Below are 24,572 nucleotides of genomic sequence, written 5' to 3'. Positions count from 1 at the left end.
CCATTATTTAACCATAAAAATCAAGTTCTTGTTTTTGCTCATCAATTTGTTATATATTGCGCTGGTTAATAAAATAATATATTTACTTTAAATTCAAAGTATATTATTTAAGTAGAGTATAAAATTTTATTAAATTACTAAAAATAATATTAATATATGGTTAGTAATTGTTGCTTAAAATGCAGTTATATTAATAAATTAAGGAATTAAAATGCCCTCAAGTAAACAACAGTTTAAAGAATATAAAAATAGACTTTTAAAGATATTACATAATATGCAAACGCAAAATGAATTGCATTCAGGACCAGCACTTGATTTGCACAATGATTTAGCTGAACTACGTTCTATTGGTATAAAAACTGATATACCTAACTTACCACCCCTAAATTTAGACAGTATATATAGGCAGAATTCTCGCTGTAAAGTAGGTTCTAAGGAATTTAAGCTTACAATCATTCTCATTAGTGAAACAATAAAAAACATTGATACGCAGATAAATAATATGCAATTTGCTAGCATTAGAAGAAGTGGTAAAAATGTGTTACAACAATCACAGTCAAGAGAAGAAGGTCCTATAAGTTTTAATGAACATATTGATGCTCTACAAAAAAAGCAAAATGATGTACAGCAAAAGCTTGTCGATCTTAAAAATCAGAAGAGGTTTATGAGTAGCAAAGATTATGAAAACCAAAAAAGTAGATTGAAAAGTCAACTTAGAGATATAATAAAAGAAAAATGGTCATCTTTTATTGCAAAGAATATAGAAAACGTAAAAGAAAAGTAGTATTAAAAGTTTATTAGATTCCCCTAACAGACATTTAGATCAACACAGTGAAAGTAAAGATATCATAGAAAAGTTAAAAATAGATACAAAGGAAAATAAAGACCTACTGAAAAACGTACTTCAGGAAATGAAGCATGACCTTAGCCCACCCAAGCCAATATTGACACAATTATTAGAGCTTTTCTTACCAAAGAATCATACACGTTAACATTTCAACCTGTAGCGAGGCTACTGCAGGTTTTTTCAAATGTAAACCATAACGTATTTATTATATTGAGATAGCAAGCACAGATAAGCTTTCCCCGATTTTTGAAAAATACAATCAATAGCAGAATTAATATCTGGACAAAAAATTGGCAGTATTTTTCTTACAGCATGTTTAATTGGATTCAAATCCGGTAAATGTGGCAGCAGTATAAATCTTAATTATTTTAATTTGCATTACTTTAATTTTTATGATATAATTTATATATTAATTTAATATATAAATACAATTATGACCAATGAAGATCTTAAAGGTAAGCTTAATCAAGCTTTAGATAAGCTTGGGTATGTTCAAGATATTAGTGATTTAGAGCAAAATCCTAGGCTTCAAAAATTTATAAATACCCTTAAAAATATTCAGGACCTTAGGCAATTACAAGAAGCAACAAATATTGTTCTAGATTTTCTTGATAGTGGTTTACATTTAGATCCATTGTATAGTCCAAAAATTTTAGAGGTTATATTAAATCATGGGCTGGATGTAAATAGCTATCCAAAAAAACTAAATTGGATAGGTAATTTTCATATGCGCAGAGGAACGCTTTTTGGACATAATACTACATTCATTAAAAAAGACAAAAAGAATGTAGTTAAAAGAAACATAGGCTATGATGTAGCTCACACTCTTACTGTTTCAATTGCAAGAATAATGCTACAAAATCCTAATTTATTGGCAAAGCAAGAATATTGGCGTGATGGCACAAAGAATTTACTGTACAGTGCTATTGAGACAATATTTGTCAATTTGAATTCACAGGGTGAATACTGCAGTTATGATGAACCATGTGCGCAAAGAGAAAGCTTTAAACATTATCTTTCGCTATTACTTACATTGATGGTATTAGTAAGTCCAAAATCGTTGGATCAAAAGTGCTATGATAGAGTTAGTATACATGCTAATCATTTAGAGCGAGAAAAGACACCAATTATGGTTTTTTCTGCTTATCTTCTTTCAAACGGTGGTAATCATCCACACATGCAAGAGCTTTATGATAACTTTAAACAGATTATAAAACTTACTCAAGACGATAATCATGTTTTAAGTCAAAAGATAAAGGAGCTGATTAATTATGTAAGCTCTATAAAACCAAATTCAAAGATAGATGATAGTAAACTACAATCTATAGTTAGTGAAATTGAAGATCAAATTAAAACACAAGGGAATAGTCCAGCTAAAAAATGCATTGTTGATGTTGGCAATTTACTCATAGAAAATTTACCTACTATATTGCTAGATAGGTATATTAGTAATTTACGTTCTCCAGATTATCAAGATGCGTTAAAAAGAGAGTTACTTACTATATACCAGAACAATGGTCAAAACGGTAAAGATGTAACAGGAAGTATTCCTGATGAAGAAAAAAATAAAATAAGTTTGATATTAGAAAAAGAAATCTTTAGGACTATTGAATTACTAAGTAAAAAATCAACTGATATTAATGATGTAGTAAATCATATTAAAGATTCTTCAGCTCAAAGATTAATAGAGAAGCATGAAGAAGACTTGCTTAAGCTTGAAGAAGACTTCCTTAAGTTTAAAGAATTTTTGGATGATAATCCAGCTCCGCATGAGCCAATACTAAAGGAACGCTTGCATAGAAAAGCACAAGGAAAAGCTTTGATGGATATCGGTGCTTTCTTCGAACGACATGAAGAAGAGTATTTAAGTAAACTTGAAAGTGAAAAAGCACAAGAAGCGGGTCTAGCTCGCATCATTGAAAGTGAAAAAGCACTAAAAGCAGTTTTAGCTGATATGAAAGCTCGCACCAGTATAATAGAAATGATAGCAATAACAATCGGAATTGCTTTCGTTAGTATTATGATAGGACTTGCCTTTGAATCTTTTATAGCTGCAATTGCCGTAGCAGCTTTTTTAACTATAGCTGCTTATTGTGTTGATCGCTATCAAAATCCTAAAGTTGACTCGCAACTTACTTCACCACAGACAGAGGAAAATACTCTTGAGTTAGCTGTTTAGTAGTCATGATTGATATGGATTAGTCTAATTCTGTATGCATCTCAGCTTTTCTACTTAAGGCTCTCAATATTAAGTCTAATTCATTAAGATTATTATACTGTATAATAACTTTGCCCTTAGAATTATTGTCACTAATTTTAATATTTAAGCCAAGTTGAGAAGATATTTCTCTTTCTATGACTGCTATATCTTGATCTTTAGTATGTTGTTGGCTTTTTTGGTTATTATTTCCATGCAAATCTTTTATCAATTTTTCGGTTTGTCTAACGCTTAAGCCCTGGGAAACTATTGTTTCAGCAATATCTTCTGAATTTTCAATGTTAATCAATGCTCTTGCATGTCCCATAGACAACTTTTTTTCATTTATCATCGCCTTCACACCACCAGAAAGTGATAACATTCTAATCATATTAGTTATATGGCTGCGGCTTTTACCTAAGGCTGAAGCTAATTCTTCATGAGTATAGGAGAATTCATCTATCAGCCTCTTATACGCCTCACCTTCTTCTATCGGATTAATATCTTGTCTCTGTATGTTTTCAATAATGGCTATTTCGAGACACGCCTTATCACTTAAATCTTTTATAATAACTGGCACACTGTTTAGGTTTGCAATTTTACTTGCTCGCCAACGGCGTTCCCCTGCTATTATTTCATAGCCATCTTCATTTGAATCTTTGCGTACCACAATGGGCTGTATAATGCCGCTTTTCTCTATTGAAATTGCAAGTTCTTTTAATGACTCTTCGTCAAAATATTTTCTTGGCTGAAATTTACTTGAATGGAGTAACGAGATAGGCAAGTGCTCCTGTTGATCTTCTTTATTATCATAATTATCACCTATAAGACCAGCAAGACCCATTCCGAGTCGTCTATCATCCCTCATGCCACACCCTCATTTACTAATTTCTTTTCTTTACAGATGCTTGTGTGCTTTCTTAAAATTTCCTTTGCCAAGTTTATATATGCTTGTGCACCTGGACATTTAAAATCATATACAATTGCAGGCTTACCGTGAGAAGGTGCTTCTGATAACCTTACGTTGCGTGGAATAATAGTCTCATAAAGTGGAATAATAGTTTTATATACTTTATCATTTAAATACTGACAAATATCATTCTTAATCTGCTCACTGAGCTTGTTACGTCTGTCATACATGGTGAGCACTATCCCCTCTATTTTTAAAGAAGGATTAAGGTTGCTTTTTTTTATCAGCTCCACAGTTTTAACTAAATGACTTAATCCCTCCAAAGCAAAAAATTCGCACTGAAGTGGAACAATAATAGAATCAGCGGCAGTGAGAGCGTTTATGGTCAAGAGCCCAAGTGATGGAGGGCAATCGATTATTATATACTCGTAATTACCACGTATTTTTTCTAATGCTTCCTTTAGCACAAACTTTCCATGCTTAAGTTGCGATAATTCAATTTCTGCAGCCGATAAATCAACCACTGACGAAATAAGCGATAAATTTGGAATTTCCTTTATATTGAAAATCGCAGATTCTATAGGCCTATTTCTGCTGCTTAGCAATATTTTATATATGTTTTTTTCTTCTCTGCTCTTATAAGAAATTCCAAGCCCAGTACTAGCGTTTCCTTGTGGATCGAGATCTACCAATAAAGTATTTTTTCCCACAGCAGCAAAAGCTGTTGACAAGTTTATACTAGTTGTGGTTTTGCCTACTCCACCCTTTTGATTGACTATTGCAAGAATCTTACTCACGCCTTTTTCTTATGTGCGAAATATTCTATTGTATATGCGCAAGGAAACTTTTGCATTAGAAAATTTTTGGATTGCAAATCATAGATACTACTAACATCAAAAATGAATGTATATAAAAAACTAGAAGATAGTTATTAATCCTTAAGTAACCCTACCTTATAGTTAGGATAAATTAGAGAGACGTTAAGGTTCCTCTTGATTTTAGCATTACTTACTTTTTTTGACCCTAAGTAAAAGCTCTGTGCGTCATCTGGTAAAGAGGTAACCTCAATTTCCTCTGGTGGATTAATATTTAAAAGTTTAGCTCCATATGCTACAACTTCAGATTGTGTTGCAGGTAAATCATCTGCGCAATTATATATTTCACCTGGTTTAATATTTTGCATAGAAGAAAATAGAATGCTTGATATATCTTCAACGTGAATACGAGAAAAAAAATGCCCTTCTTTTTTCACATTTCTTGCTTTACCCAACTGTAAGTCAATTAATACATTTCTGCCAGGACCATATATTCCAGCCAAACGAAAAATATGCACAGGCAGCCCGCTATCTAGCCACTTTTTTTCATGCTTAAGGCGATCCTTTCCCCTCCTTTCTATAGGTTTTGTTTCAGATTCCTCGGTAACCCAATTGCCAGAATGATCACCGTAGACACTAGTTGCAGATAAATAACCGAGCCATTTAATATTTTGGAGGTAGCTGCCATACCTTTCTATAACATCATCACCGTTTGGTGGAATGGAAATTAAAGCGTGAGTTACACTTTTGAATATGTCCTTGTCAATTTCATTATAATTAAATATTTTGATATTTTTTTCTGAAGAATTGATACTTGAAGTGCCACTTATCGTCCATCCTAAACTCAGTAATTTTTTTGATAAAAATTTAGCTACGTAGCCATAACCAAAGCAAAACAAATTCATATAGCTAATCCTTTTCTGTCATCCTATAACTTGATCCACAACTGCACGAATGTTGGAACTTTGAAGACAAAAGTACAAAAAACGGTGTTATGCCTGTGTTCGTTTCTTGTCATCCAAGTAACCAATCCCCTGTCATCCAAGTAGCCAACCCCTGTCATCCCAGCAGCCCTAAGGGTGTCATTCCAGTGCCCAGACACTGGAATCCAATTTTTTCATAATGGACATTATTTTTAGCATGGAATATGCTATTTTTATGGACATCAAATCTATATACTTGTTTATTAGCAATTATTAAGGGCTGGATCCCAGTGTCACGCACTGGGATGACAGGAAAAAAGAGCACTGGGATGACAAGAAGAGTGCTACTGGATAACAAATAACATACAATGACAAACAGTGGACTCGGGTGACAAATATGAGTGATGAAATCCAATCCCAATTGATTGTTAAGCATAAATCTATTTTCATTACATCTCAAGCTATAGAAATCAACTTACAAAATTCTTCTTGATAAACTCTACACCTAATTTTATTCCTTCATCATTAATAATATGCCCTAATGAATGAATAGTATGCCCTTCAACGTTTACTCCATTTTCCTTTAAAGCTTTAACTGCTAAACCAAGAGATGAAAAAGGTACCACATCATCAGCATCACCATGAATGAGGCACATATTAGGTTTTGATTTAATCTCTGGTGCTACTTTTGAAGGTGAAAGAAATCTACCAGAATATCCAACAACTGACGCACAAGGTTGCATGCGGGTTAGAGCTGTGTGTATTGCAAGCATTGCCCCTTGAGAAAATCCAACCAGTGCAAGCTGCGTATCGCTTAAATTCATTTCCTTCAATTTTACATCGATAAAATTGTTTACAATTGATGCAGCATTTTTCACTCCATTATGCAGTGCTTCTTCACTACGATCTTCCAAACTGAACCATTCATAACCATCGCCCATTTCTCTTTCAAATGGAGCATTAGGAGCTACGAAATGTGAATCAGGCAAAAACTTGCTCATAACTTTAGCAAGGTGAATGAAGTTATCTCCACTTGAGCCCCAACCGTGTAAAAACACAACCAAGTTCTTCTTGTTTTTACCTTCCCAAATTTCTGGGCCTTTAATTTCAATCATTCTATTTTTCTATTTATTCATATGCTTTTAATCTAGCACTAACTTTCAGGTTTGTAAAAACTATAAATCAATACACACCTTATGGAATGGCAGAAACACATGCCCAAAAAAGGATTTACTCATAATTAAAGCTTCCAAGTTAGAAACAATTTGTAAAAACGTTGAAAGTGTGAGTTATGAGTGGTGATAATAAATATATCCTAACACTACACTACGATCTTAGTCATGGTCTATCCAATTACAATGACTGCCATCAGGTTAGTAGAGATGTAAGCAGAGGTGCTAATACATATAATTTCATTACGTTATGTGATGAAGCATTTGCTGGCCATTATAAACCCTATTTGACAGATAATACTTCATCACTATATGGTTCGCTCACTGCTAATGGATGTTATAGTTTTGAACAAAAAACAGGACAAACAAAAGGAACATTTTCCTTTTTTATTATTTACCCTGATAAGTTAATGCCAAACGGTGGAGGATCTGGAGAAATAATAAAATTTGCAACTGGAATTATTACAAATATTGATAATGACATGTTATACCTCAAAACATCAAAAGAAGGTCTTATTCTATGTAAACAAAATGGAACTAGTATAGGATGGAATATGGTTCATTGTCCTAGTTATAACTCTAGTAGAAATTCTATTGATGGTCTGGGGATCACTGAATACGACTATACAGGCAGATTTGGCAATTCTAGTGTGCAATATAACCCTGATGCTAGTGATCACAATAGTCCTATTCAGTACTATAGAAAATTAGTTATACCTAAAAGTGATATAAAGGACAGTAGTATAGACTTTACTGATTCTTCTAAGCCACAATATGTTATAAAGGCAAATGCTACAGTTGGTGAGCAAGTTTCTATAAGTCATTATAATCATAATACAGACACTGTGGGTCAGTATGCAGGGAAACTGAACGATAAAACACTTTTAGCCTTTATTGATTCTAACGCCAAAACACACCATCTAGTTTTTGGTAATCCTTTTGACGATAGCAATAATTTAAAAGACATTGAGTTCAATGAAACCCATATATCCTTATTTAAAGATAAATCAACAGGTAAATTTAAATACTACTTTTCAGATAAAGAAGGAAATAAAACTTCTAACCCAAAATTAACGAATTACTGCGATAATTCAGATAATTGCAAAATGGAAGATTTAAATCTCTTTCCAAACATTAGAACCTATTTAAAAAGTACCTTAACATCTGCAGATATTAGTGATTTTGATAATAGTAAAGTTGGCAGTATTAATGAACTAAGTGTGGCTGCTATCTTGAAGAATGCAGTTGTTAATGAAGTTGCAGCGAATCAGACTTTGCAAAATGCTGTTTCAAAAGCATTAAGAACTGATCCTGGAAAAGCACTAAAAGGTCTTAATGGTCTTGATGGAGTTCCAGGTTCAAGAGGACCAGAAGGTCGACAAGGCATTAAGGGTGATAAAGGTGCTAAAGGTGATGATGCAGATCCTTCAAAAGTTGCTGAAAAATTGGTTACTGATCAGTTTGACAAGCTTGGAAAGATAATACTTGAGAAACCCATATCTGCAATGAATGGCAAGACACTTGTAGAACATATTCGGGAAGAAATGCCAGCGAAGATTGCACAAGATACTGATATGCAAAATGCTGTTATAGAAAATATTGGTTTAGAAATTGTGAACAGATTAGCACATAATTCTCGTTTTAAACGATCATTGAAAGGAGAAGATGGTGAAAAAGGTGATCCAGGTAAACCAGGCAAAGCTGGTGCTGATGGAGCTCAAGGGTTAAAAGGAGATGATGCAGATCCTGCAGAAATTGTGAATAGATTAGCACATAATTCTCGTTTTAAACGATCGCTAAAAGGAGAAGATGGTGAAAAAGGTGATCCAGGTAAACCAGGACTTCCTGGTCCAGCAGGAAGTCCTGGTGCTATAGGTCCAGAAGGACTACAAGGCATTCAAGGTTTTAAAGGTGATCCAGGTTCACAAGGAAAAGATGGTGCTAAGGGAGATACAGGACTACAAGGTCCTCCTGGTTTTGCTGCAACTGCAGGACAAGTTGCTGATTTATTAGTTAATCAGAAACCAAACGATTTAGGAAAAGCAGTACTTGATGCAACAGGTAGAGGTGGTGAAACTCTAGCAACTCAGGTTGCTAATAAAGTTAATCTTAGTCCGCAAGATTTTGTAGATAAAGTTGATGCAACAAAACTAACTGAAGGAGTAGTAAAGAACATAACTCCAAGAGAAGCGAAAAACATCGCAGAAGCTACTGTCAATATGATAACAAGTGATGCTACAAGGCAAAATAACCCCGATCCAGATGCCTTTAAAAAATATGAAAAATTTGCGGAAAAACTTGCTGAATTGCTTTTGCAGAAAAGTGCTATAAGTCAATCCAATGCTAACAAGCTTGTAGCAGGTAACATAAATGGATGGGCGCTAGCTAAATATCTTCTTATACATAGTGGTTTAAATACCAATGGAGCTAGAGGGCTTGTTGAAACTAAAGTGAATCAGGAAAGATTAGCTCATGATCTGCTTAAGCATGCTGGCTTAAGCACGAATGCAGGTGAAGCTAATGCAACTATTGATCATATTCTTAGCCACTTTTTCAACACTAAAGCAGGTGCTGTTACAGCAGCGTTAAGGAACAATCCTGGAAGGGCAAGAGGACCTAAAGGTGAGCAAGGTGAAAGAGGAGATGATGGCATCCAAGGTGAGCAAGGACAAGATGCAGATCCTTCAGAAATTATGAATAGATTAGCTCACAATTCCAGATTTAAACGGTCATTAAAAGGAGATGATGGTCCTGAAGGTCCAGAGGGAAAACAAGGTGACAAAGGAGAGGATGGATCCACAGGTCCACAAGGCAGAGACGGAAAACATGGTAAAAAAGGTGATCAAGGAGAAGATGGTGCGGCAGGTCTACCTGGAGGTCAAGGTCCAGCAGGGCAAGATGCAGATTCTTCTGAAATTACGAATAGATTAGCACAAAATACACGTTTTAAACGGTCATTAAAAGGAGATGATGGTCCTGAAGGTCCAGAGGGAAAACAAGGTGATAAAGGGGAGGATGGATCCACAGGTCCACGAGGTAGAGAAGGAAAACATGGGAAAAAAGGAGATGACGGTGAAAGAGGAGATGATGGCATCCAAGGTGAGCAAGGACAAGATGCAGATCCTTCAGAAATTATGAATAGATTAGCTCACAATTCCAGATTTAAACGGTCATTAAAAGGAGATGATGGCCCTGAAGGTCCAGAGGGAAAACAAGGTGATAAAGGAGAGGATGGTGTTGCAGGTCCACGAGGTAGAGATGGAAAACATGGTCAAAAAGGAGATGAAGGTCCAGAGGGAAAACAAGGTGATAAAGGAGATGATGGTACCACATGTCCACGCGGTAGAGATGGAAAGCAGGGTAAAAATGGTGATCAAGGTGATAAGGGAGAAGATGGGTCCACAGGTCCACGAGGTAGAGATGGAAAACAGGGTAAAAATGGTGATCAAGGTGATAAGGGAGAAGATGGGTCCACAGGTCCACGAGGTAGAGATGGAAAACACGGTAAAAATGGTGATCAAGGTGATAAGGGAGAAGATGGGTCCACAGGTCCACGAGGTAGAGATGGAAAACACGGTAAAAAAGGCGATCAAGGAGAAGATGGCGCAGCAGGTTTACCTGGAGAGCAAGGCCCAGCAGGACAAGATGCAGATTCTTTGGAAGTTGTTCATAGATTAGCACATAATGCCAGATTTAAACGATCATTAAAAGGAGATGATGGTCCTGAAGGCCCACGTGGTGAACAAGGTGAGAAAGGGGAGGATGGATCCACAGGTCCACGAGGTAGAGATGGAAAACATGGTAAAAAAGGAGATGGTGATGTGGAAAGTCTACTGAAAAATTTAATGGAAAATGATGTAGATATCTTAGCTTCAGATGCTAGATCAAAGAGAAGCGCGGCAGAATTTCAGCAAAAACTTCAATTAAGAGTCACGCAGGGGGAATCTTATGATCAGAATAAAAATGAGGCGAATATTGAGCTGGAAATAGAAGGAAAAAGTGTTGTTATCGCAACTTTTTTAGAAATTGGATATTTCTTCAAAAATGATGACCTATATATACGTAATCATATAACAGGCGAAAATACATTAATTCCAAAAAATTTTCACTTTCTCAAAGTGGTTGAAGATGGCCTTGACAACTACAAATTAGCTTTTTGTAATAATCTTGGAAATTTATTTTTTGACCACAAAAAGTACGATCCGGAGTATGCAGACTTACCAGAAGAGCACAAATTAATTGACTTAAAATACATAAAAAATGCAGCAAATATTGACTTGAGCAAATATTATTATCACACGCATACCCCATTATTCGCTGTAACGCAAGGCGAGCTCGAAGGGCAATCTCTTGAGGATTATAGAGCTGATGTGTATGAAATTGCAAAAGATAAGAAAATAGGCACTTTAATCGACGAATTTGGATTTTTTGAGAATGGTAAATTTCATCATATTGATCATCATCGTGGATCTAATGAACATTCTGAAGAGCTGGATGTTAGAATTCAGGACCACGAAGGTAATTTTCAAATTGAAGGCAATACCGTCTATCCAATCACATTGTATGATGGCCACCTCGACCTGGTAGACTATTTGGGTTATTCGGTTAATTTATAAATCTTATAGAAATTCCATTACTTATCACGGAGTTTTTAACTTTTGCTTCAAGCTTTTTTGAAAATTTTTATACATATTAAAAACATCCTGATCATTTAAGTGAGTGTAAATTTGAGTGGTGTCCAAACTTGAATGGCCAAGCAATAGCTGTATTGAGCTAATATCAACGTCTCCCTGAAGCAAATGTGTAGCAAAACTATGACGAAATGCATGTGGTGATAAGATTTCTGGTAGATTTAACATTCTTCTTATTTTCTGCAAACGATTCGCAATATACGTTCTGCCTAATTTTTTTCCTCTAAGACCTAAAAAAAGATGTTCTGTTTTATTATTAACGCCAAGGTGAGGGCAAGCTTTGATATACACTTGTATACAATTTTTTACTACTGGAAGAATGAATACCTGCCTTTGTTTGTCTCCCTTACCTGTAATTATTAAATTTTCAGAGCCGATATCACTAACTCTAAGATTCAGCGCTTCGCTAATTCTTAAGCCTGCTCCATAGAGCAGCACAACAATCGCAATTTCTCTTTTTACAACCCATGGTTCACCAAGGTCAGATAATTCCATTTTTTCTACCAAGGTTTTTATATCAGGTATCGATAATGCCTTTGGTAGAGTCCTTCTTTGAATTGGTCTTGACAATAAAAATACAGCCTCATTCTCTATTTCATAATTATTTTTTATATATCTGAAGAAATTTCTGATTACTGACAGTGCGCGGTTATTTGATCTTGCACCTACACCTCTTGTATAACGTGAGCTAAGCCAGCTTCTTAACTCAGGTACGCTTAATTTTTTCAGAGTGCCAACATTTACTTCTTCACCAATGTGTTTATTCAAGAAATTCATAAAATCTCTCAAATCTCTCATGTAAGACTCTAAAGTATTAGGAGAATAGGACCTATTGCACCTCAGCCATTCATACCATTTCTCAATAATTGAACCAACGTCCACGATTACTTTTTAAAGAAAGCATCGATACACGCATCTCTGAAAGCTTCATTTATATCAGGATGAGAGTGACAAATTCTATATATATCCTCTGCTGCTGCACCATATGCCATGGCAACTGCTGCCTCGTTGATTAATGTATCAGCATATGCTCCTATGATATGTACACCGAGTATCGTATCCGCCCCGCTGCAAGTCAGCACTTTCACAAACCCTTCTGCATCATCGGTAATTCTTGCTCTTCCATTTGCAGCAAACTGGCACTTACCAACTTTATACTTACGTCCAGCGCTTTTCAATTCTTCCTCAGTTTTACCGATTGAAGAAACAGCAGGGTGAGTGTAAATAACCGATGGTATTATTTCATAATCAACATGAGGCGATTGTCCTGCTATTATCTCTGCAACTGCTACCCCCTCTTCTTCTGCTTTATGAGCAAGCATTGCTCCACCAACCACATCACCAATAGCAAATATTCCTTTCACATTAGTTTCATATTTGCTATTAACTTGAACGAAGCCACGATTATCTCTTTCTACTCTTTCATCAATACCAAGACCTTCAGTGCATGGCTTGCGCCCTACTGCCACTAAAACCTTATCTGCTTCTATAGTACTTGTTTGATTATCTTTTACAGAACAGACTTTTACATTGAAAGAATTACCGCTTTGTTTTATTTCTTCAACTTTAGTGCTGAGTAAAAATTTTATTCCTTGCTTTTGCAGACTAGAAAGCAATGACTTGCTAAGTTCATTATCCATTGCTGCAGCAATCCTATCAAAAAATTCTACTACAGTAACTTCAGCCCCTAATCTGCTCCATACAGAAGACATTTCAAGTCCTATAGCTCCAGCTCCGATTACAACAAGCTTTTTTGGCACTTCAGTTAAAGATAGTGAACCGGTAGATGAAATAATATTTTTCTCATCAATATCAATGCCTGGCAAAGAACTAACATCAGATCCTGTTGCAATTACTATGTTTTTTGTTTTCAGCACCTTACCTTCAACTGAAACTTCAAGATTACCTTGATCAAAAGAAGTAATTTTGCCAACTCCACTCACTTTAGTAATTTTATAAAGGTTAAACAGGTAGTCTATTCCCTGCCCTAGCTCTTGAACTCTAGCATCTTTATAGCTCAGCATTTCTTTCAAGTCGAAATTCACATCCTTTACTTTTATGCCAAGCTTTGACAGATTATTTTTTGTATGAGAATACTGATAGGAAGAGTGAAGTAATGCTTTGGAAGGTATACACCCAACTCGTAAACACGTACCACCAAAGATACTATTTTTATCTACGCAGGCAACTTTTAGCCCAAGCTTTACAGCAGCAATAGCGCATTTATAACCACCTGGACCACCACCTATAACAATCAGATCATAATAATCAGTCATAAAGAATAAACCTATTTTCTAAAGAATAAACACCATTTTTTTCAGTTGTTACATATATCTTATCACGAGTAAATACTGGAGTATGAAATACATTACCCGGTATTTTTACCACCTTCCCTGCCCTATCTGAACCTGGAAAAGCAAACATTGAACCTTTGTTACCTACTACCCACAGCGTATGAGCATGCATAATTGGAGCAAATAATTGCGTCTTTTCTATTGAACCTGATGTCCAGACTGTTTCACCACTTAGTATATCAATGCCAACTATTTTATTATCTTTAGTAATAATAAAAACCCTGCCACCCTCTCTTTGCTCCTTAACTAGTGGACTGTAGTATGACTCAATATCCGATATACTTTTTACTTGCAATGGCTTTGACCATAAAATATTCCCTGATTTTATATCAATACCACAAACATATGAATTATTTGTAGCTACCAAAACATCACCATGTACTTTTGGCGTGGTAGTGATATCTGTGAGCTGTGTATCCAAAAGATTTGTAAATAATTTTTGGCTCCATAATTTTTTGCCATCTCCACTGAAGGCTATCAGATCCCCATTTGAAAAAGGTGCTATTATTTTGTCGCCTGAAACTGCTGGCGATACAGAATGTAAACCTCGAATCTCGTTCATACCATTTTGATGAGTCCAAACAGAGCTTCCATCTTTTATATCAAACGCATGCAGATTATTATCAATGGTTAATACTAGCAACTTGTCGTTTATTGCTACTGCTTTTCCTCTTACTGGTGCTCTTAACTCTCTTTCCCATTTAACTCCACCAGTCTTCGCATCTATTCTATATAGAATGTTATCCACTATAAAGAAAACATCTTCTCCATAACTCGATAAGCTTATGTTACCAATTTTTTTTCTATGTGATGGATGTGATCTCCAATTGAGAGCTCTTGAATTATCAATGTCAAAGGAATATAACGCCCCATGTTTATCAGCTAAAATAATGCTATTTTCCGCAAACACTGGAGCTACATGCCCTTGGGATAATTTTTTATCCACTATGTTTATTCGCTCACTTGCCGCTGCGTAACCACTACAGAGCAGCATTATAATTACAATTATTACTTTCATTCTTTACTGAAAACAAGACTCATTAATATACATCTTAAGAGCTTTAATCACAACGAAAATGTTTTTATGGCAGGCAATAATATCAATTCATAAATAAACATTGATATCATTATGAAAAATGCTAATGTGTCTAGGGGGTTAATTATGCATAGTAACAACACCAATACAAAAAGAAAAAATACATCTGATAACAACGAAAGTGCAACCAAAAAGACAAAAATGACACAAGGTCCTGGTATATATGCTGCTATTGGTAAAAATTTAAGCGGCAAAATAATCAGCCATACTGCTAATAAGCCTGTTGCTATAGTAAATCCAAGATGCCAAGATGGGAATGAAAGGTAATATACAACATCTGTGTTATCTTACAATTGATAATTTAATATTTCTGAAAGTACTTTACTTTCTTTTTCTTCGACTCCAGCGTCATGCGCTGGAATAAAAGCATTTTATCTTTAAAATTGTCAAATAATAAGAATATTACTATTAGCGCGCCACTCCCTGAGAATTTTGCACAGTCTGTGGAAACACTTGGCTAATCAGTAAGTCTTGCTCTTCTTGCGTGCCAAGTTGTGCTATATTAGGCTGTATTATATTCTCCATCGCATCGAGCAAAACTACAAATGATGCTGTTATGCCTAATATAAAAATTAAGGATCCAAACATAAAGGAATACAAAGCAGCTTGGGTATTGCCTCCTGCTATATCCTTACTTAGAACAACTGCAAAGCTAACCGATGATAATAACGCTGTAAACATGCTAGGCACCAAAAGACATCCTGCAATGAGAGATGATGAGTTTACATATAATGCTACTATTTTTTCAGATTCCTCTTCTCTTTGTGTATTATAAAGCGCTTCTATTCTGCGTAATCTTTCTTCTTGCACTACTCCACTCTTTTTAATTATTATTCCTAAACCTATGCAAGCCAATAATGCGAATATAGATAAATATCCAGCAATTCTAACATCACCTCCGCTTATGGATTTTCCAATAAAACAGAGCGCACTGCAAAATGATAATGCTGCCGTTGGAAATACTGCATAAAATGGCAATTTAGTTGAAAATCTTATTGTTGATATTTTTCCACCAGCCTTTCTAATAGCAGTTTTTAGTTCTTCTAGCGCTTTCTTATTTTCTTCATCGATAGCTGGATTATAAGATTTAGCTACATAACCTAGAGCTGTCATCTTAATATTTCCATGCTCTATCTGATCATTTATGTGTTTTTCTAATTTTATGATAATTTCTAGAGCTTTTTTCTTTTCAATTTCTAATTCATTTTTTTCATTTATAATAGGAATCAAAGCAATTATTCCAATTAACTCTTCTTGCAATTCTTTCACACTCACAACCTAATGAAATTTGACCTCATCGTATTATAATACTGGCAATGAGTTCATTTGTAAACATCAGTGTACAATTCATCAATACTTGGCTCTTTGCTGTTCTTTGCAAAATCCTCTGATTTTTTAACTAAGTCGCGTATTCCTTTATCGAGTTGTTTGCATTCTTCTTCAGAAGCAATTTTGCTATCTACCATATATTTCTTCAAAGTTTCTATAGGGTCATGATTTTGTTTTACATTTTCAACTTCTTCTTTTGAACGGTAATTTGCAGGATCTGACATTGAGTGACCGCGGTATCGATATGTTTTCATTTCAAGAAGCATAGGACCTTTCCCATTACGTGCATACTCAGCGGCTTCTTTTGTAGCCTCATAAACAGAGAAAAAGTTCATACCATCAACTTGTTTTCCAGGAATACCAAAACTTTCTCCTCTTTTATATAGCTCAGTTACTAAAGTTGACCTTTGCACGGATGTTCCCATCGCATACTCATTATTTTCTATGATGTAAATCACAGGTAATTTCCACAAAGATGCCATATTAAATGATTCGTATACTTGCCCCTGATTTGCGGCACCATCACCAAAATATGTAAGTACTATGTTATCATTTTTTTTATATTTATTAGCAAATGCCATGCCCGTACCGATTGGAACTTGTGCTCCAACTATTCCATGTCCACCAAAGAATTTTTTTTCTGTATCAAATATGTGCATTGAACCGCCTTTACCTTTTGAGCAGCCTGTTTCTTTGCCGGTAAGCTCAGCCATTACAACATTTGGATCCGAATCGCATGCGAGCATTAGGCCATGATCCCTGTAACTTGTAATAAAAGAGTCGCCAGATTTTGATGCAGCGTGAGTTCCAACTGCAACTGCTTCTTGCCCTATTGATAGGTGACAAAAACCGCCTATTAATCCCATTCCATACAATTGTCCTGATTTTTCTTCAAATCTACGTATGAGTAGCATTTTCTTGTAGAACTCAATAACCTGTTCTTTAGTGAAATTTTCCGCTTTCATATTAATTTCTTTTTCATTAAATTAACATATAATATCAGAAATTTTAAACATTTTATAATAAATCTGCATGGATTACTATCACTGGCTTGAAGCTTTTCATATTATCTCTGTCATTATGTGGATGGCAGGTATGCTTTATTTACCAAGACTTTATGTTTATCATGCAAACGTGAAGTCAGGCTCTGAAAATGATAGCTTGCTCCAAATAATGGAGAAGAGGCTTTTAAGATATATCATAAATCCCGCGATGCTCTTTTCATTTAGCCTGGGAATAACCTTAATGATTATAAGAGAGGCATATCGCGAAGGATGGTTCCACGTCAAAGCATTGGCAGTGATTTTGATGTTAATTATTCATATGCTGCTTGCAAAATATAGAAAAGATTTTGAAAAGAATTCCAACAAGAAAACTCATGTTTATTTTCGCATTTTAAATGAAGTAGTAACAGTATTAATAATAATCATAGTTATTATGGTTGTTGTGAAGCCGTTTTAAACTTTGTTGCAGCCCTTACGGCTTGCCTAAAATTTTATTCACAGGGCTAGGAGCACACGGAGCGGAAAACCGCAGTGTATTAAACATATATGAGGATTTTAGCACCGAAGCGACAACGCAATTTCCCACAGAAGTAGAGTTTCGAAAGAAGTCCATTGGATATCTTTGGCATGGAGAATACTTATATAAATAGAGGAGTGGCTGTTAAAAAGCTCTTGACATAGTTGTGAAGGCTATATATAACTCCCCCATTGGTTGATAATTGTAGGTAATTTATATGTATACATCTTGGGATATTGGTAGTAATTCTTATGAACATAATATGAATGAACTTGAAAATATAATAACGTCTGATTTTGAAGATAGCTTTCTAACAAAAGAAGTAGATAATACAGAAAAAGTAAATAATAATCCTGATAATGCACCAGCAAAACAAAATGCCCCAGGTAACAAAAGCTGTTTAAAACACATCTTTAGAAAAATTTCCTGCTTTGCTTGCTCATTACGTAATCTGTAAATCAAAATCTTATGAATTGAATAATTTTGGTATTTATAATGTCTTGAGGTGTTTTTGAGATTTTATATTTTTAGACTTTATCAATGTCATAATTATACCTTATAAACTCAACTACTATCGGCTTCTAGCCGATAGTAGTTGAGTTTGTAAGCAGCCAAACTTTAAACCAAATCTTTAATTTTATCAGTGTGGAGGCCTGTGCTTTCAGCTATGACATCAATTGGTACTCCAGATTTAAGTAGATTTTTTGCAACTTCAGTTTTGGCTTTCATTTCACCTTCTGCTCTACCACGTTCCTCACCAATTTGGATGCCTTCCTCTCTGCCTTCTTCTCTACCTTCATGAAGTTTTTGCTGAATAGAAGAGAGGTAATCATCCATATGTTTCTTAGCTTGATCGTAAGTAAAGCGCTCTTGATCAGTCCAATTATATTGATTTAATACGTCATAAGCCATACCAATAACAACGTCATTACCTATTATTTTCTGCAGATCCTCTTCGCTGGTCTCATCGGCGTATTTAAAGAAATAAATCCATTTTTCAACCATATTTTCTAGTTGATCTTCTTTTGTTTTATGAAATTTAGGTAGTTCTATGAAGGTGAAACTGAAGTCTTTTAGATCGTATTCATAAGTGATTTTATCAACAGTAACATGGTCAGACTTGTAAGCCAGTTTACCCGGAAATAAGATAAAATCAGCAATAGCAATAAAAATAACTCCTTTAAGATCTTGATACTGACCACCCTTATGGGCTTGACTTGAATAAGCTTTAGCAGCGTAGTATTGAGCGCGTTTTTCAAAGCCAGAGGTTTTAGCAACCTGCATCTCAATAATCATCTGAACCCCTGTAGAATCAGTACAGAGAACATCGACAATGCTTTGCTTTTGAGAGGCAATTTCTGGATCTTGAATTGGGCTCAAAAAGGAAACATCAGTGATTTGATCAACATCAGTAAGATTTAGTATGTCATTCAGAAAGTGAATGAGAATATCTTTATTTTTTTCAGTGCCAAAGATTCGCCGGAACGCAAAATCATTCTTCGGATCAAGAAACTTAGAAATAGCCATAAACAAAAAATCTTTAATTATACACTAACATTGATTATTATTCAATGATTCATTGTTTTTTACTGGCTTAATAGTATTTATCTTCATAAATTTGACTTTTTATCTCAATCGCGTTATTATTATGTAAAGTCTGTTTAAAAGGTAAAGTTATGGTGAATGAATTTGGAATAGATAGTGATAAGTATACATTGAGTACTTACGAAGGAGATGATGCCGTACATAGCGCTATTCGTGGTGACTACTTAAATGTATTAAGCTTATTATTAAGAACAAAAAGACTTACTAATTCAAAAAATGATGCCGGTGTTACTCCTTTACATCTTGCGGCTTCCTATGACTCAATAGAGGTAGTTAGCTTTGTATTGCGCCATGTAGAGAATACAAATCCTAATGCGTTAGATAATGAGGATAATACTCCTTTGCATATTGCTGTTTTTTACAACAACGATAATACAGTAGATGAATTATTAAAAGCTGGAGCAAATCCTGGTATACAAAATAAAGCAGGAATTACCCCTATATCCATTGCTGAGTCTCAAGGTTTTGAAGAATTGGCAAAAAAGTTGGAAACATTTGAGCAAAATCCTAGTAGTGAGATAAAACAACCCTGTTGTAGCAACTTCCAACGTTGTCAAATTTCATAAAGTTAATTATCCTATGACCACTTGCACTTATTTGTGGTCATACCTAAAGTAGAGTAGCTTTATCTATTATCCTTCATTATACACTTCCTGATCTACCTCTTGTTACCCTGAATGGTAAAGGTCTTTCAGCTAATTCCTCTATCCTTCTGTTTACTCTATCATATTCATCACCGATTTCTTGCACAGATCTGTTTGCTTGTACAGGAGAATTGCTTGTAACTACTCTTGTTCCTCCTCCTCTTGCAGGCTCTGAACGCTTCTCTAGAACCTCTTTCATTGTTCTTCCACCAGCAGCTTTAACAGCTTTTTCTATTTCTGCTAACCCTCTTTTTTCAACATAATCTGGGCTAACCCTGAAACTGGTTTGAAGGATAAGATCTAAAATAGTTTTATCATCAATTTCAGTGCTATCATTAATATGATCTTTTAGTTCACCAACAATGTTTATCGCTTCTTGTTTATAGGCTTTTATAGTCTCATTATCCTCGATTACTAGCATCTCTCCAATTATTCCAAGTAATTTTCTTTGTAATTCTTTTATACCCATGATTAACTCCTACAATTATTAATTGTATTAAATTATATAGCGCTATAGTTACTTTATCAAGAGTTATAATTGGCATATTAAACATTGCATATTGATATTGCACTGTAATGATAACGTATATTGTTGCATAATTCGTTTGACTTAATTTGCTCAGCGTATAAAATTATAAAAATATATGAATAAAGGTTAAAATGGCAGTAAAAATAAGATTGGCAAGATTTGGAGCAAAAAAACGTCCTTTTTATAGGATAGTTGTAGCTGATGCACGCGCACCAAGAGATGGGCGGTTTATTGAGAGAATAGGGCAATATGATCCGATGCTACCGAAAGACAATAAAAATCGTGTTGTAATAAAGGCTGATAGATTAAAGCACTGGCTCAGTGTTGGTGCACAAGCAACTGAAAGGGTGCTATGGTTTATCAAAAAGGGCCTGGTTACTTCAGAAACAGAAGAAAAGAAAGTAGAAAAAAAGACAACAAAAGGACAAGAGGCATAAGTCTCTTTAATGCTAAACGCTGATTTAACAAGTAACGATAAATTGGGTGGTATCATATCTTCTGATTTGTTTGCTATGAAAGAATTTATCTTCAGGAATGTCAATAGTGAGCATACTGAACTTGCCGCTAATATTATATCTCACCTTATTGAGTCAGGTGGAAAAAAAATAAGGCCTAAGCTTGTCTTTATTATATGTAAAATGCTGGACTATTCTGGCAATAATAGTATCAATGTTGCTGCAGCAGTAGAGTTTATACACAATGCAACCTTACTTCATGACGATGTTTTGGATGAAAGCGATGCGCGTCATGGTGTTAAAACAGCAAACAAAATATGGGGAAATAAATCAAGTATTTTAGTTGGTGATCTGTTATTAACTTTAGCATTCCAATGGCTTATAGAGTGTGGAAATTTAAATATTCTATCCATTTTGTCTGAAGCATCTCACTTCCTTGTGAGAGGTGAAATAAAGCAGATGACAACACTTTTTGACCCCAGCACAATGAGGGAAAATTATTTTGATATCATTGGAGAAAAGACAGCATCTTTATTTTCTGCGTGTTGCGAGGCTGCAGCTATTGTATCGGGTAGCACAAATGATGAAACAGAGAGGTTAAAGAATTTCGGTTTTAATTTTGGTATGGCATTTCAAATAATTGATGATGTGCTTGATTACACTGCTGACCAGAGCACTTCTGGAAAACAAGTAGGAAAAGATTTTTTTGAAGGTAAAGTAACATTACCTGCTATTATAGCATACGAAAAAGGCTATTCGGAAGAGAAAAAATTCTGGCAAAAATGCTTTTCTTCAGCTGAGCGTAATTTTGATCAGGCAATGGTCTATATTAATAATCACAATGCTATTCATCTTTCTATAAAGAAAGCAAAACACTATATTAATGCAGCACAAGACAGTATCAGTACTTTTTCTGATTCCATTTATAAAAATGCTTTAGTTGACTTTTTAAATATTAGCATAGAAAGACGAATGTAGCTAATGCTTGATATTTTTAGATTAATTGCTATATATTTACTAGATTCTTGAATGGAGCGATATGTCGGATAATAGCAAAGAAAAAAAGAAAAAGTTTGTTGATATGGTAAATAAACACAAAGGTGATGATCAACAAGATGATAATAATAAAGAAACTAGTGACTTCAATGAAGATCTGAACACATTAAGAGAGCGTGCAGCTCAGCTTGAAGATCATTTACGCCGTGCTGTTGCGGATAATGAAAACGTTAAACGCATAATGCAAAAACAAATTAGTGATGCAAATGACTTTGCAGTAACAAAGTTTGCACGCGATATGATCGACTCATGTGATAATTTAAACAAAGTAATGGAAATTTTGAAAGATGGTGACCCTGTTCATGAAGGAATCAAAGTAGCTCATCAAAAAATTGTAAATGATCTAAAAAAGCATGGAATAGAAGAAGTGGATCCACTGGGTGACCTTTTTGATAGTAATTTACATCAAGCTGTTCTAGAAACAGAAGACAACGAAAAAGAGCTTGGCACTATTGTTAAGGTTCTACAAACTGGTTATACGATTAAAGGTAGATTGCTTCGCCCTGCAATGGTAATTATTTCTAAAAAATAGGTGGTAATGAATAATAATATCATTACATAGTGTGCTGTACAGCTATAGCCTATTATTTTTTAACTTCTAATGTTAAAAAATCTTGCTCGATTGTGAAATAAAGGTGATATACTTTATGTTGTACTTGGCTTTAGTCAAGTATCAATATTTAAAGGTTATTTCAATGGAGGTACAAATGAGTTTAGGACCATGGCAATTGTTTCTAGTCTTAATAATAATTCTAGTTTTATTTGGTGCAGGTAGATTACCACAAGTTATGGGTGATTTAGGAAAAGGTATCAAAAATCTTAAGCAAGAACTTAAGGATTCAGAAAAATTAGCATCTAACGAACCAGATCGTTAGCTTTTTTTTACTTTGTAACCTAAATTCTGGATTAAAAAACAATAGAAAAACCGAAGATAGGGTAAACTCAGCAAATATACGAGTTTACCCATCCATGGAAATATCACAGAATTATTTTGTGTGAAAAACACTTTATGTTTTGCAATCGACAAAGCCCACTGAGATAGAGATAATAACTAGATCCAAGCGTCACGCACTTTAGTGCAAGAATTATGCAGACAAGCCTTGTTTCCCTTCATGTGCAGTTTCCTCTACATTCTGTCCTTCTATTTCAGTACTAGGCTTTAATGTCATATATGTAAGACCACCAACCGCTAGTGCTGCTGTTGCAATTGCAACTACTGCTATTATTATAGGCATTAAGCCAACTTCAACCACTCCTGTTGTGAAGAGTGCTACTGCTATAGCAGTACATAATAATGCTGTTGACCCACCATAAAAAACCCCTTTTTTAATTGCCTTTTTCTCTAAAAACTCTATTATGTACCCACTTATATTAGAATCTATTGGAGTTTTACCAAAATTATCCTTGAGTAACGGATCTGCACCTCCTTCTATTAGAGCATTTATAGTCTCTCTATGGAAGAAATGTGAAGCAGCAAAATGCAAAGGAGTAAATCCATTCTCACTTACTGCATTAACATTTGCTCCATTTTTTATTAGGACTTCAACTACTTTTTTATTATTTCTGTCAGCAGCTATATGTAATGGACTATGTCCATATTTATTTGCTAAATTAATATTTAGACCTTTCTTTATCAGAAATTCTACTATCTCTTTGTTATCCACGTAAGCAGCAACATGCAAAAGTGTATGCCCATCTTTACCCACAGCGTTAACATTTGCTCCTTTTTTTATTAGAATATTCATCACTTCCACATGACCATTACCGACAACCTCATGCAAAGGAGTCAACCCATCTTTATCTGTTGCATTGATGTCTATCCCTTTTTCTATTAGAGCTTCTACTATCTTCACATAACCAGTAATAGCAGCTAAACTAAATAGTGTTGTCTGATGAATTTCTACTTTGTGACATATGGATGGTAAGCCAAAAAATCCACGCTCTACGCGAGCTTCAGTATATTTTATTCCAAACCGGTAATTTACATCAGAACCAGCTTCTTCCCATTCTTTATACTCATCTTCGTCTTCTACTTTTAATTTTTCTTTTAATTTTTCAATTATATTATCTTTATTTAAATCTTCATCGTTGTTTATTTCACTTAATATTTTTTCCCACTGTTCATAATTCATTGTCATAATTTTACCTCTAATCTAAAACACCTAACTTAATTATTATGTATCTTATCAAAAAAGTCAATTCATCTCGTCAAGAGGCATATATTAAGATAGCAAGTTCTGAAGCCTACAGGCCACAACTGCACGAACATCCCGTAAAGCGATAGGACTGGTATTAAGTATCAACTAAGGGTGTCATCTCAGTATCTTCCTTTTGTCATCCCAGTGCGTGACACTGGGATCCAGGTATAAAAATCCTTACAAATTGTGCAATGAACAACAGATTCTGGAAGCATATGTTAAAATAATGT

Annotated in this window: 25 protein-coding genes; 12 read left to right on the top strand and 13 right to left on the bottom strand. The window is 34.8% G+C overall.

What is annotated here, in order from left to right:
- Nucleotides 1-211 precede the first annotated feature (211 nt).
- Both ASM33_RS04055 and ASM33_RS04050 read left to right on the top strand, forming a co-directional pair.
- Nucleotides 212-784 carry a hypothetical protein gene (locus tag ASM33_RS04055; protein ID WP_110410264.1) on the top strand — a complete coding sequence of 191 codons (573 nt, stop codon included), beginning with the start codon at nucleotides 212-214 and terminating at the stop codon, nucleotides 782-784.
- A gap of 496 nt (nucleotides 785-1,280) precedes the next feature.
- Nucleotides 1,281-3,026: a hypothetical protein gene (locus ASM33_RS04050; RefSeq protein ID WP_110410265.1), complete on the top strand. Its 1,746-nt coding sequence runs from the start codon at nucleotides 1,281-1,283 to the stop codon at nucleotides 3,024-3,026.
- 19 nt (nucleotides 3,027-3,045) lie between these two features.
- Here the strand turns inward: ASM33_RS04050 and ASM33_RS04045 are convergent, their stop codons facing one another.
- The 5 genes from ASM33_RS04045 to ASM33_RS04030 form a co-directional block, all read right to left on the bottom strand.
- On the bottom strand, nucleotides 3,046-3,912 hold the full coding sequence (locus ASM33_RS04045; protein ID WP_110410266.1) for a ParB/RepB/Spo0J family partition protein: 867 nt from the start codon (nucleotides 3,910-3,912) through the stop codon (nucleotides 3,046-3,048).
- Nucleotides 3,909-4,751: a ParA family protein gene (locus tag ASM33_RS04040; RefSeq protein ID WP_110410267.1), complete on the bottom strand. Its 843-nt coding sequence runs from the start codon at nucleotides 4,749-4,751 to the stop codon at nucleotides 3,909-3,911. The genes ASM33_RS04045 and ASM33_RS04040 overlap by 4 nt, the downstream gene beginning before the upstream one ends.
- Nucleotides 4,752-4,885: 134 nt before the next feature.
- Nucleotides 4,886-5,674 (bottom strand): SDR family oxidoreductase, encoded by a 789-nt coding sequence (locus tag ASM33_RS04035; RefSeq protein ID WP_110410268.1) that lies wholly within the window; start codon nucleotides 5,672-5,674, stop codon nucleotides 4,886-4,888.
- A gap of 154 nt (nucleotides 5,675-5,828) precedes the next feature.
- Entirely contained in the window at nucleotides 5,829-6,128 is a 300-nt protein-coding gene (locus tag ASM33_RS08360) for a hypothetical protein (RefSeq protein WP_157956373.1), read from the bottom strand.
- Nucleotides 6,129-6,162: 34 nt separating this feature from the next.
- Nucleotides 6,163-6,807 carry an alpha/beta hydrolase gene (locus tag ASM33_RS04030; protein ID WP_110410269.1) on the bottom strand — a complete coding sequence of 215 codons (645 nt, stop codon included), beginning with the start codon at nucleotides 6,805-6,807 and terminating at the stop codon, nucleotides 6,163-6,165.
- Between the two features lie 176 nt (nucleotides 6,808-6,983).
- On the opposite strand from ASM33_RS04030, the gene ASM33_RS04025 reads away from it, so the two are divergent.
- The gene (locus tag ASM33_RS04025; RefSeq protein WP_110410270.1) at nucleotides 6,984-11,480 is read left to right on the top strand and encodes a collagen-like protein; all 4,497 of its coding nucleotides are present in this window, start codon (nucleotides 6,984-6,986) and stop codon (nucleotides 11,478-11,480) included.
- 24 nt (nucleotides 11,481-11,504) lie between these two features.
- Here the strand turns inward: ASM33_RS04025 and ASM33_RS04020 are convergent, their stop codons facing one another.
- From ASM33_RS04020 to ASM33_RS04010, 3 genes are read right to left on the bottom strand one after another with little or no spacing between them, the layout of a single operon-like run.
- Nucleotides 11,505-12,437: a tyrosine-type recombinase/integrase gene (locus ASM33_RS04020; protein WP_110410271.1), complete on the bottom strand. Its 933-nt coding sequence runs from the start codon at nucleotides 12,435-12,437 to the stop codon at nucleotides 11,505-11,507.
- 2 nt (nucleotides 12,438-12,439) lie between these two features.
- On the bottom strand, nucleotides 12,440-13,831 hold the full coding sequence (gene lpdA / locus ASM33_RS04015) for a dihydrolipoyl dehydrogenase (protein ID WP_110410272.1): 1,392 nt from the start codon (nucleotides 13,829-13,831) through the stop codon (nucleotides 12,440-12,442).
- Nucleotides 13,824-14,927 carry a PQQ-binding-like beta-propeller repeat protein gene (locus ASM33_RS04010; protein ID WP_110410273.1) on the bottom strand — a complete coding sequence of 368 codons (1,104 nt, stop codon included), beginning with the start codon at nucleotides 14,925-14,927 and terminating at the stop codon, nucleotides 13,824-13,826. Before ASM33_RS04010 ends, lpdA begins: the two co-directional genes overlap by 8 nt.
- 144 nt (nucleotides 14,928-15,071) lie before the next feature.
- Between ASM33_RS04010 and ASM33_RS04005 the strand changes: the two genes are divergently transcribed.
- Nucleotides 15,072-15,272: a hypothetical protein gene (locus tag ASM33_RS04005; protein ID WP_110410274.1), complete on the top strand. Its 201-nt coding sequence runs from the start codon at nucleotides 15,072-15,074 to the stop codon at nucleotides 15,270-15,272.
- Between the two features lie 141 nt (nucleotides 15,273-15,413).
- Here ASM33_RS04005 and ASM33_RS04000 read toward each other — a convergent pair whose 3' ends face one another.
- Both ASM33_RS04000 and pdhA read right to left on the bottom strand, forming a co-directional pair.
- On the bottom strand, nucleotides 15,414-16,274 hold the full coding sequence (locus tag ASM33_RS04000) for a hypothetical protein (protein WP_110410275.1): 861 nt from the start codon (nucleotides 16,272-16,274) through the stop codon (nucleotides 15,414-15,416).
- Between the two features lie 53 nt (nucleotides 16,275-16,327).
- The gene (pdhA, locus tag ASM33_RS03995) at nucleotides 16,328-17,299 is read right to left on the bottom strand and encodes a pyruvate dehydrogenase (acetyl-transferring) E1 component subunit alpha (RefSeq protein WP_110410276.1); all 972 of its coding nucleotides are present in this window, start codon (nucleotides 17,297-17,299) and stop codon (nucleotides 16,328-16,330) included.
- Nucleotides 17,300-17,366: 67 nt separating this feature from the next.
- Here pdhA and hemJ point away from each other — a divergent pair, with 67 nt between their 5' ends.
- The 3 genes from hemJ (at nucleotide 17,367) to ASM33_RS03985 (ending at nucleotide 18,312) form a co-directional block, all read left to right on the top strand.
- Nucleotides 17,367-17,795, top strand: a complete 429-nt coding sequence (hemJ, locus tag ASM33_RS03990; protein ID WP_110410277.1) for a protoporphyrinogen oxidase HemJ — start codon at nucleotides 17,367-17,369, stop codon at nucleotides 17,793-17,795.
- Nucleotides 17,796-17,817: 22 nt separating this feature from the next.
- The gene (locus ASM33_RS08355) at nucleotides 17,818-17,988 is read left to right on the top strand and encodes a hypothetical protein (protein WP_157956372.1); all 171 of its coding nucleotides are present in this window, start codon (nucleotides 17,818-17,820) and stop codon (nucleotides 17,986-17,988) included.
- A gap of 84 nt (nucleotides 17,989-18,072) precedes the next feature.
- On the top strand, nucleotides 18,073-18,312 hold the full coding sequence (locus ASM33_RS03985) for a hypothetical protein (RefSeq protein WP_110410278.1): 240 nt from the start codon (nucleotides 18,073-18,075) through the stop codon (nucleotides 18,310-18,312).
- Nucleotides 18,313-18,473: 161 nt separating this feature from the next.
- Here the strand turns inward: ASM33_RS03985 and ASM33_RS03980 are convergent, their stop codons facing one another.
- Nucleotides 18,474-19,382, bottom strand: a complete 909-nt coding sequence (locus ASM33_RS03980) for an Rpn family recombination-promoting nuclease/putative transposase (protein ID WP_110410279.1) — start codon at nucleotides 19,380-19,382, stop codon at nucleotides 18,474-18,476.
- Nucleotides 19,383-19,531: 149 nt separating this feature from the next.
- Between ASM33_RS03980 and ASM33_RS03975 the strand changes: the two genes are divergently transcribed.
- On the top strand, nucleotides 19,532-20,026 hold the full coding sequence (locus ASM33_RS03975; RefSeq protein WP_110410280.1) for an ankyrin repeat domain-containing protein: 495 nt from the start codon (nucleotides 19,532-19,534) through the stop codon (nucleotides 20,024-20,026).
- A 76-nt stretch (nucleotides 20,027-20,102) separates the two neighbouring features.
- On the opposite strand, the gene ASM33_RS03970 is transcribed toward ASM33_RS03975, so the two are convergent.
- Nucleotides 20,103-20,573 (bottom strand): hypothetical protein, encoded by a 471-nt coding sequence (locus ASM33_RS03970; protein WP_110410281.1) that lies wholly within the window; start codon nucleotides 20,571-20,573, stop codon nucleotides 20,103-20,105.
- Between the two features lie 191 nt (nucleotides 20,574-20,764).
- Here ASM33_RS03970 and rpsP point away from each other — a divergent pair, with 191 nt between their 5' ends.
- The 4 genes from rpsP (at nucleotide 20,765) to tatA (ending at nucleotide 23,019) form a co-directional block, all read left to right on the top strand.
- The gene (rpsP, locus tag ASM33_RS03965) at nucleotides 20,765-21,070 is read left to right on the top strand and encodes a 30S ribosomal protein S16 (RefSeq protein WP_110410282.1); all 306 of its coding nucleotides are present in this window, start codon (nucleotides 20,765-20,767) and stop codon (nucleotides 21,068-21,070) included.
- A gap of 9 nt (nucleotides 21,071-21,079) precedes the next feature.
- Nucleotides 21,080-22,066 (top strand): polyprenyl synthetase family protein, encoded by a 987-nt coding sequence (locus ASM33_RS03960; RefSeq protein ID WP_110410283.1) that lies wholly within the window; start codon nucleotides 21,080-21,082, stop codon nucleotides 22,064-22,066.
- Nucleotides 22,067-22,127: 61 nt separating this feature from the next.
- Entirely contained in the window at nucleotides 22,128-22,676 is a 549-nt protein-coding gene (locus ASM33_RS03955; RefSeq protein ID WP_110410284.1) for a nucleotide exchange factor GrpE, read from the top strand.
- Between the two features lie 175 nt (nucleotides 22,677-22,851).
- Nucleotides 22,852-23,019 (top strand): twin-arginine translocase TatA, encoded by a 168-nt coding sequence (tatA, locus tag ASM33_RS03950; protein ID WP_110410593.1) that lies wholly within the window; start codon nucleotides 22,852-22,854, stop codon nucleotides 23,017-23,019.
- 210 nt (nucleotides 23,020-23,229) lie between these two features.
- Here the strand turns inward: tatA and ASM33_RS03945 are convergent, their stop codons facing one another.
- Nucleotides 23,230-24,282 carry an ankyrin repeat domain-containing protein gene (locus tag ASM33_RS03945; protein ID WP_112477208.1) on the bottom strand — a complete coding sequence of 351 codons (1,053 nt, stop codon included), beginning with the start codon at nucleotides 24,280-24,282 and terminating at the stop codon, nucleotides 23,230-23,232.
- Between the last annotated feature and the right edge of the window lie 290 nt (nucleotides 24,283-24,572).

This window comes from Wolbachia endosymbiont of Folsomia candida (assembly GCF_001931755.2).
Classification (GTDB): Bacteria; Pseudomonadota; Alphaproteobacteria; order Rickettsiales; family Anaplasmataceae; genus Wolbachia.
Note: the sequence above shows the minus strand (reverse complement) of the source record. Positions and strands in the feature narration are given on the sequence as shown.

Excerpts from the sequence above, each read along its gene's own strand:
- ASM33_RS04055 (WP_110410264.1), top strand. The coding sequence starts at position 212 with ATGCCCTCAAGTAAACAACAGTTTAAAGAATATAAAAATAGACTTTTA.
- ASM33_RS04050 (WP_110410265.1), top strand. The coding sequence starts at position 1,281 with ATGACCAATGAAGATCTTAAAGGTAAGCTTAATCAAGCTTTAGATAAG.
- ASM33_RS04045 (WP_110410266.1), bottom strand. The coding sequence starts at position 3,912 with ATGAGGGATGATAGACGACTCGGAATGGGTCTTGCTGGTCTTATAGGT.
- ASM33_RS04035 (WP_110410268.1), bottom strand. The coding sequence starts at position 5,674 with ATGAATTTGTTTTGCTTTGGTTATGGCTACGTAGCTAAATTTTTATCA.
- ASM33_RS08360 (WP_157956373.1), bottom strand. The coding sequence starts at position 6,128 with ATGCTTAACAATCAATTGGGATTGGATTTCATCACTCATATTTGTCAC.
- ASM33_RS04030 (WP_110410269.1), bottom strand. The coding sequence starts at position 6,807 with ATGATTGAAATTAAAGGCCCAGAAATTTGGGAAGGTAAAAACAAGAAG.
- ASM33_RS04025 (WP_110410270.1), top strand. The coding sequence starts at position 6,984 with ATGAGTGGTGATAATAAATATATCCTAACACTACACTACGATCTTAGT.
- lpdA (WP_110410272.1), bottom strand. The coding sequence starts at position 13,831 with ATGACTGATTATTATGATCTGATTGTTATAGGTGGTGGTCCAGGTGGT.
- ASM33_RS04010 (WP_110410273.1), bottom strand. The coding sequence starts at position 14,927 with ATGAAAGTAATAATTGTAATTATAATGCTGCTCTGTAGTGGTTACGCA.
- ASM33_RS04005 (WP_110410274.1), top strand. The coding sequence starts at position 15,072 with ATGCATAGTAACAACACCAATACAAAAAGAAAAAATACATCTGATAAC.
- pdhA (WP_110410276.1), bottom strand. The coding sequence starts at position 17,299 with ATGAAAGCGGAAAATTTCACTAAAGAACAGGTTATTGAGTTCTACAAG.
- hemJ (WP_110410277.1), top strand. The coding sequence starts at position 17,367 with ATGGATTACTATCACTGGCTTGAAGCTTTTCATATTATCTCTGTCATT.
- ASM33_RS03985 (WP_110410278.1), top strand. The coding sequence starts at position 18,073 with ATGTATACATCTTGGGATATTGGTAGTAATTCTTATGAACATAATATG.
- ASM33_RS03980 (WP_110410279.1), bottom strand. The coding sequence starts at position 19,382 with ATGGCTATTTCTAAGTTTCTTGATCCGAAGAATGATTTTGCGTTCCGG.
- ASM33_RS03975 (WP_110410280.1), top strand. The coding sequence starts at position 19,532 with ATGGTGAATGAATTTGGAATAGATAGTGATAAGTATACATTGAGTACT.
- ASM33_RS03970 (WP_110410281.1), bottom strand. The coding sequence starts at position 20,573 with ATGGGTATAAAAGAATTACAAAGAAAATTACTTGGAATAATTGGAGAG.
- rpsP (WP_110410282.1), top strand. The coding sequence starts at position 20,765 with ATGGCAGTAAAAATAAGATTGGCAAGATTTGGAGCAAAAAAACGTCCT.
- ASM33_RS03960 (WP_110410283.1), top strand. The coding sequence starts at position 21,080 with ATGCTAAACGCTGATTTAACAAGTAACGATAAATTGGGTGGTATCATA.
- ASM33_RS03955 (WP_110410284.1), top strand. The coding sequence starts at position 22,128 with ATGTCGGATAATAGCAAAGAAAAAAAGAAAAAGTTTGTTGATATGGTA.
- tatA (WP_110410593.1), top strand. The coding sequence starts at position 22,852 with ATGAGTTTAGGACCATGGCAATTGTTTCTAGTCTTAATAATAATTCTA.
- ASM33_RS03945 (WP_112477208.1), bottom strand. The coding sequence starts at position 24,282 with ATGACAATGAATTATGAACAGTGGGAAAAAATATTAAGTGAAATAAAC.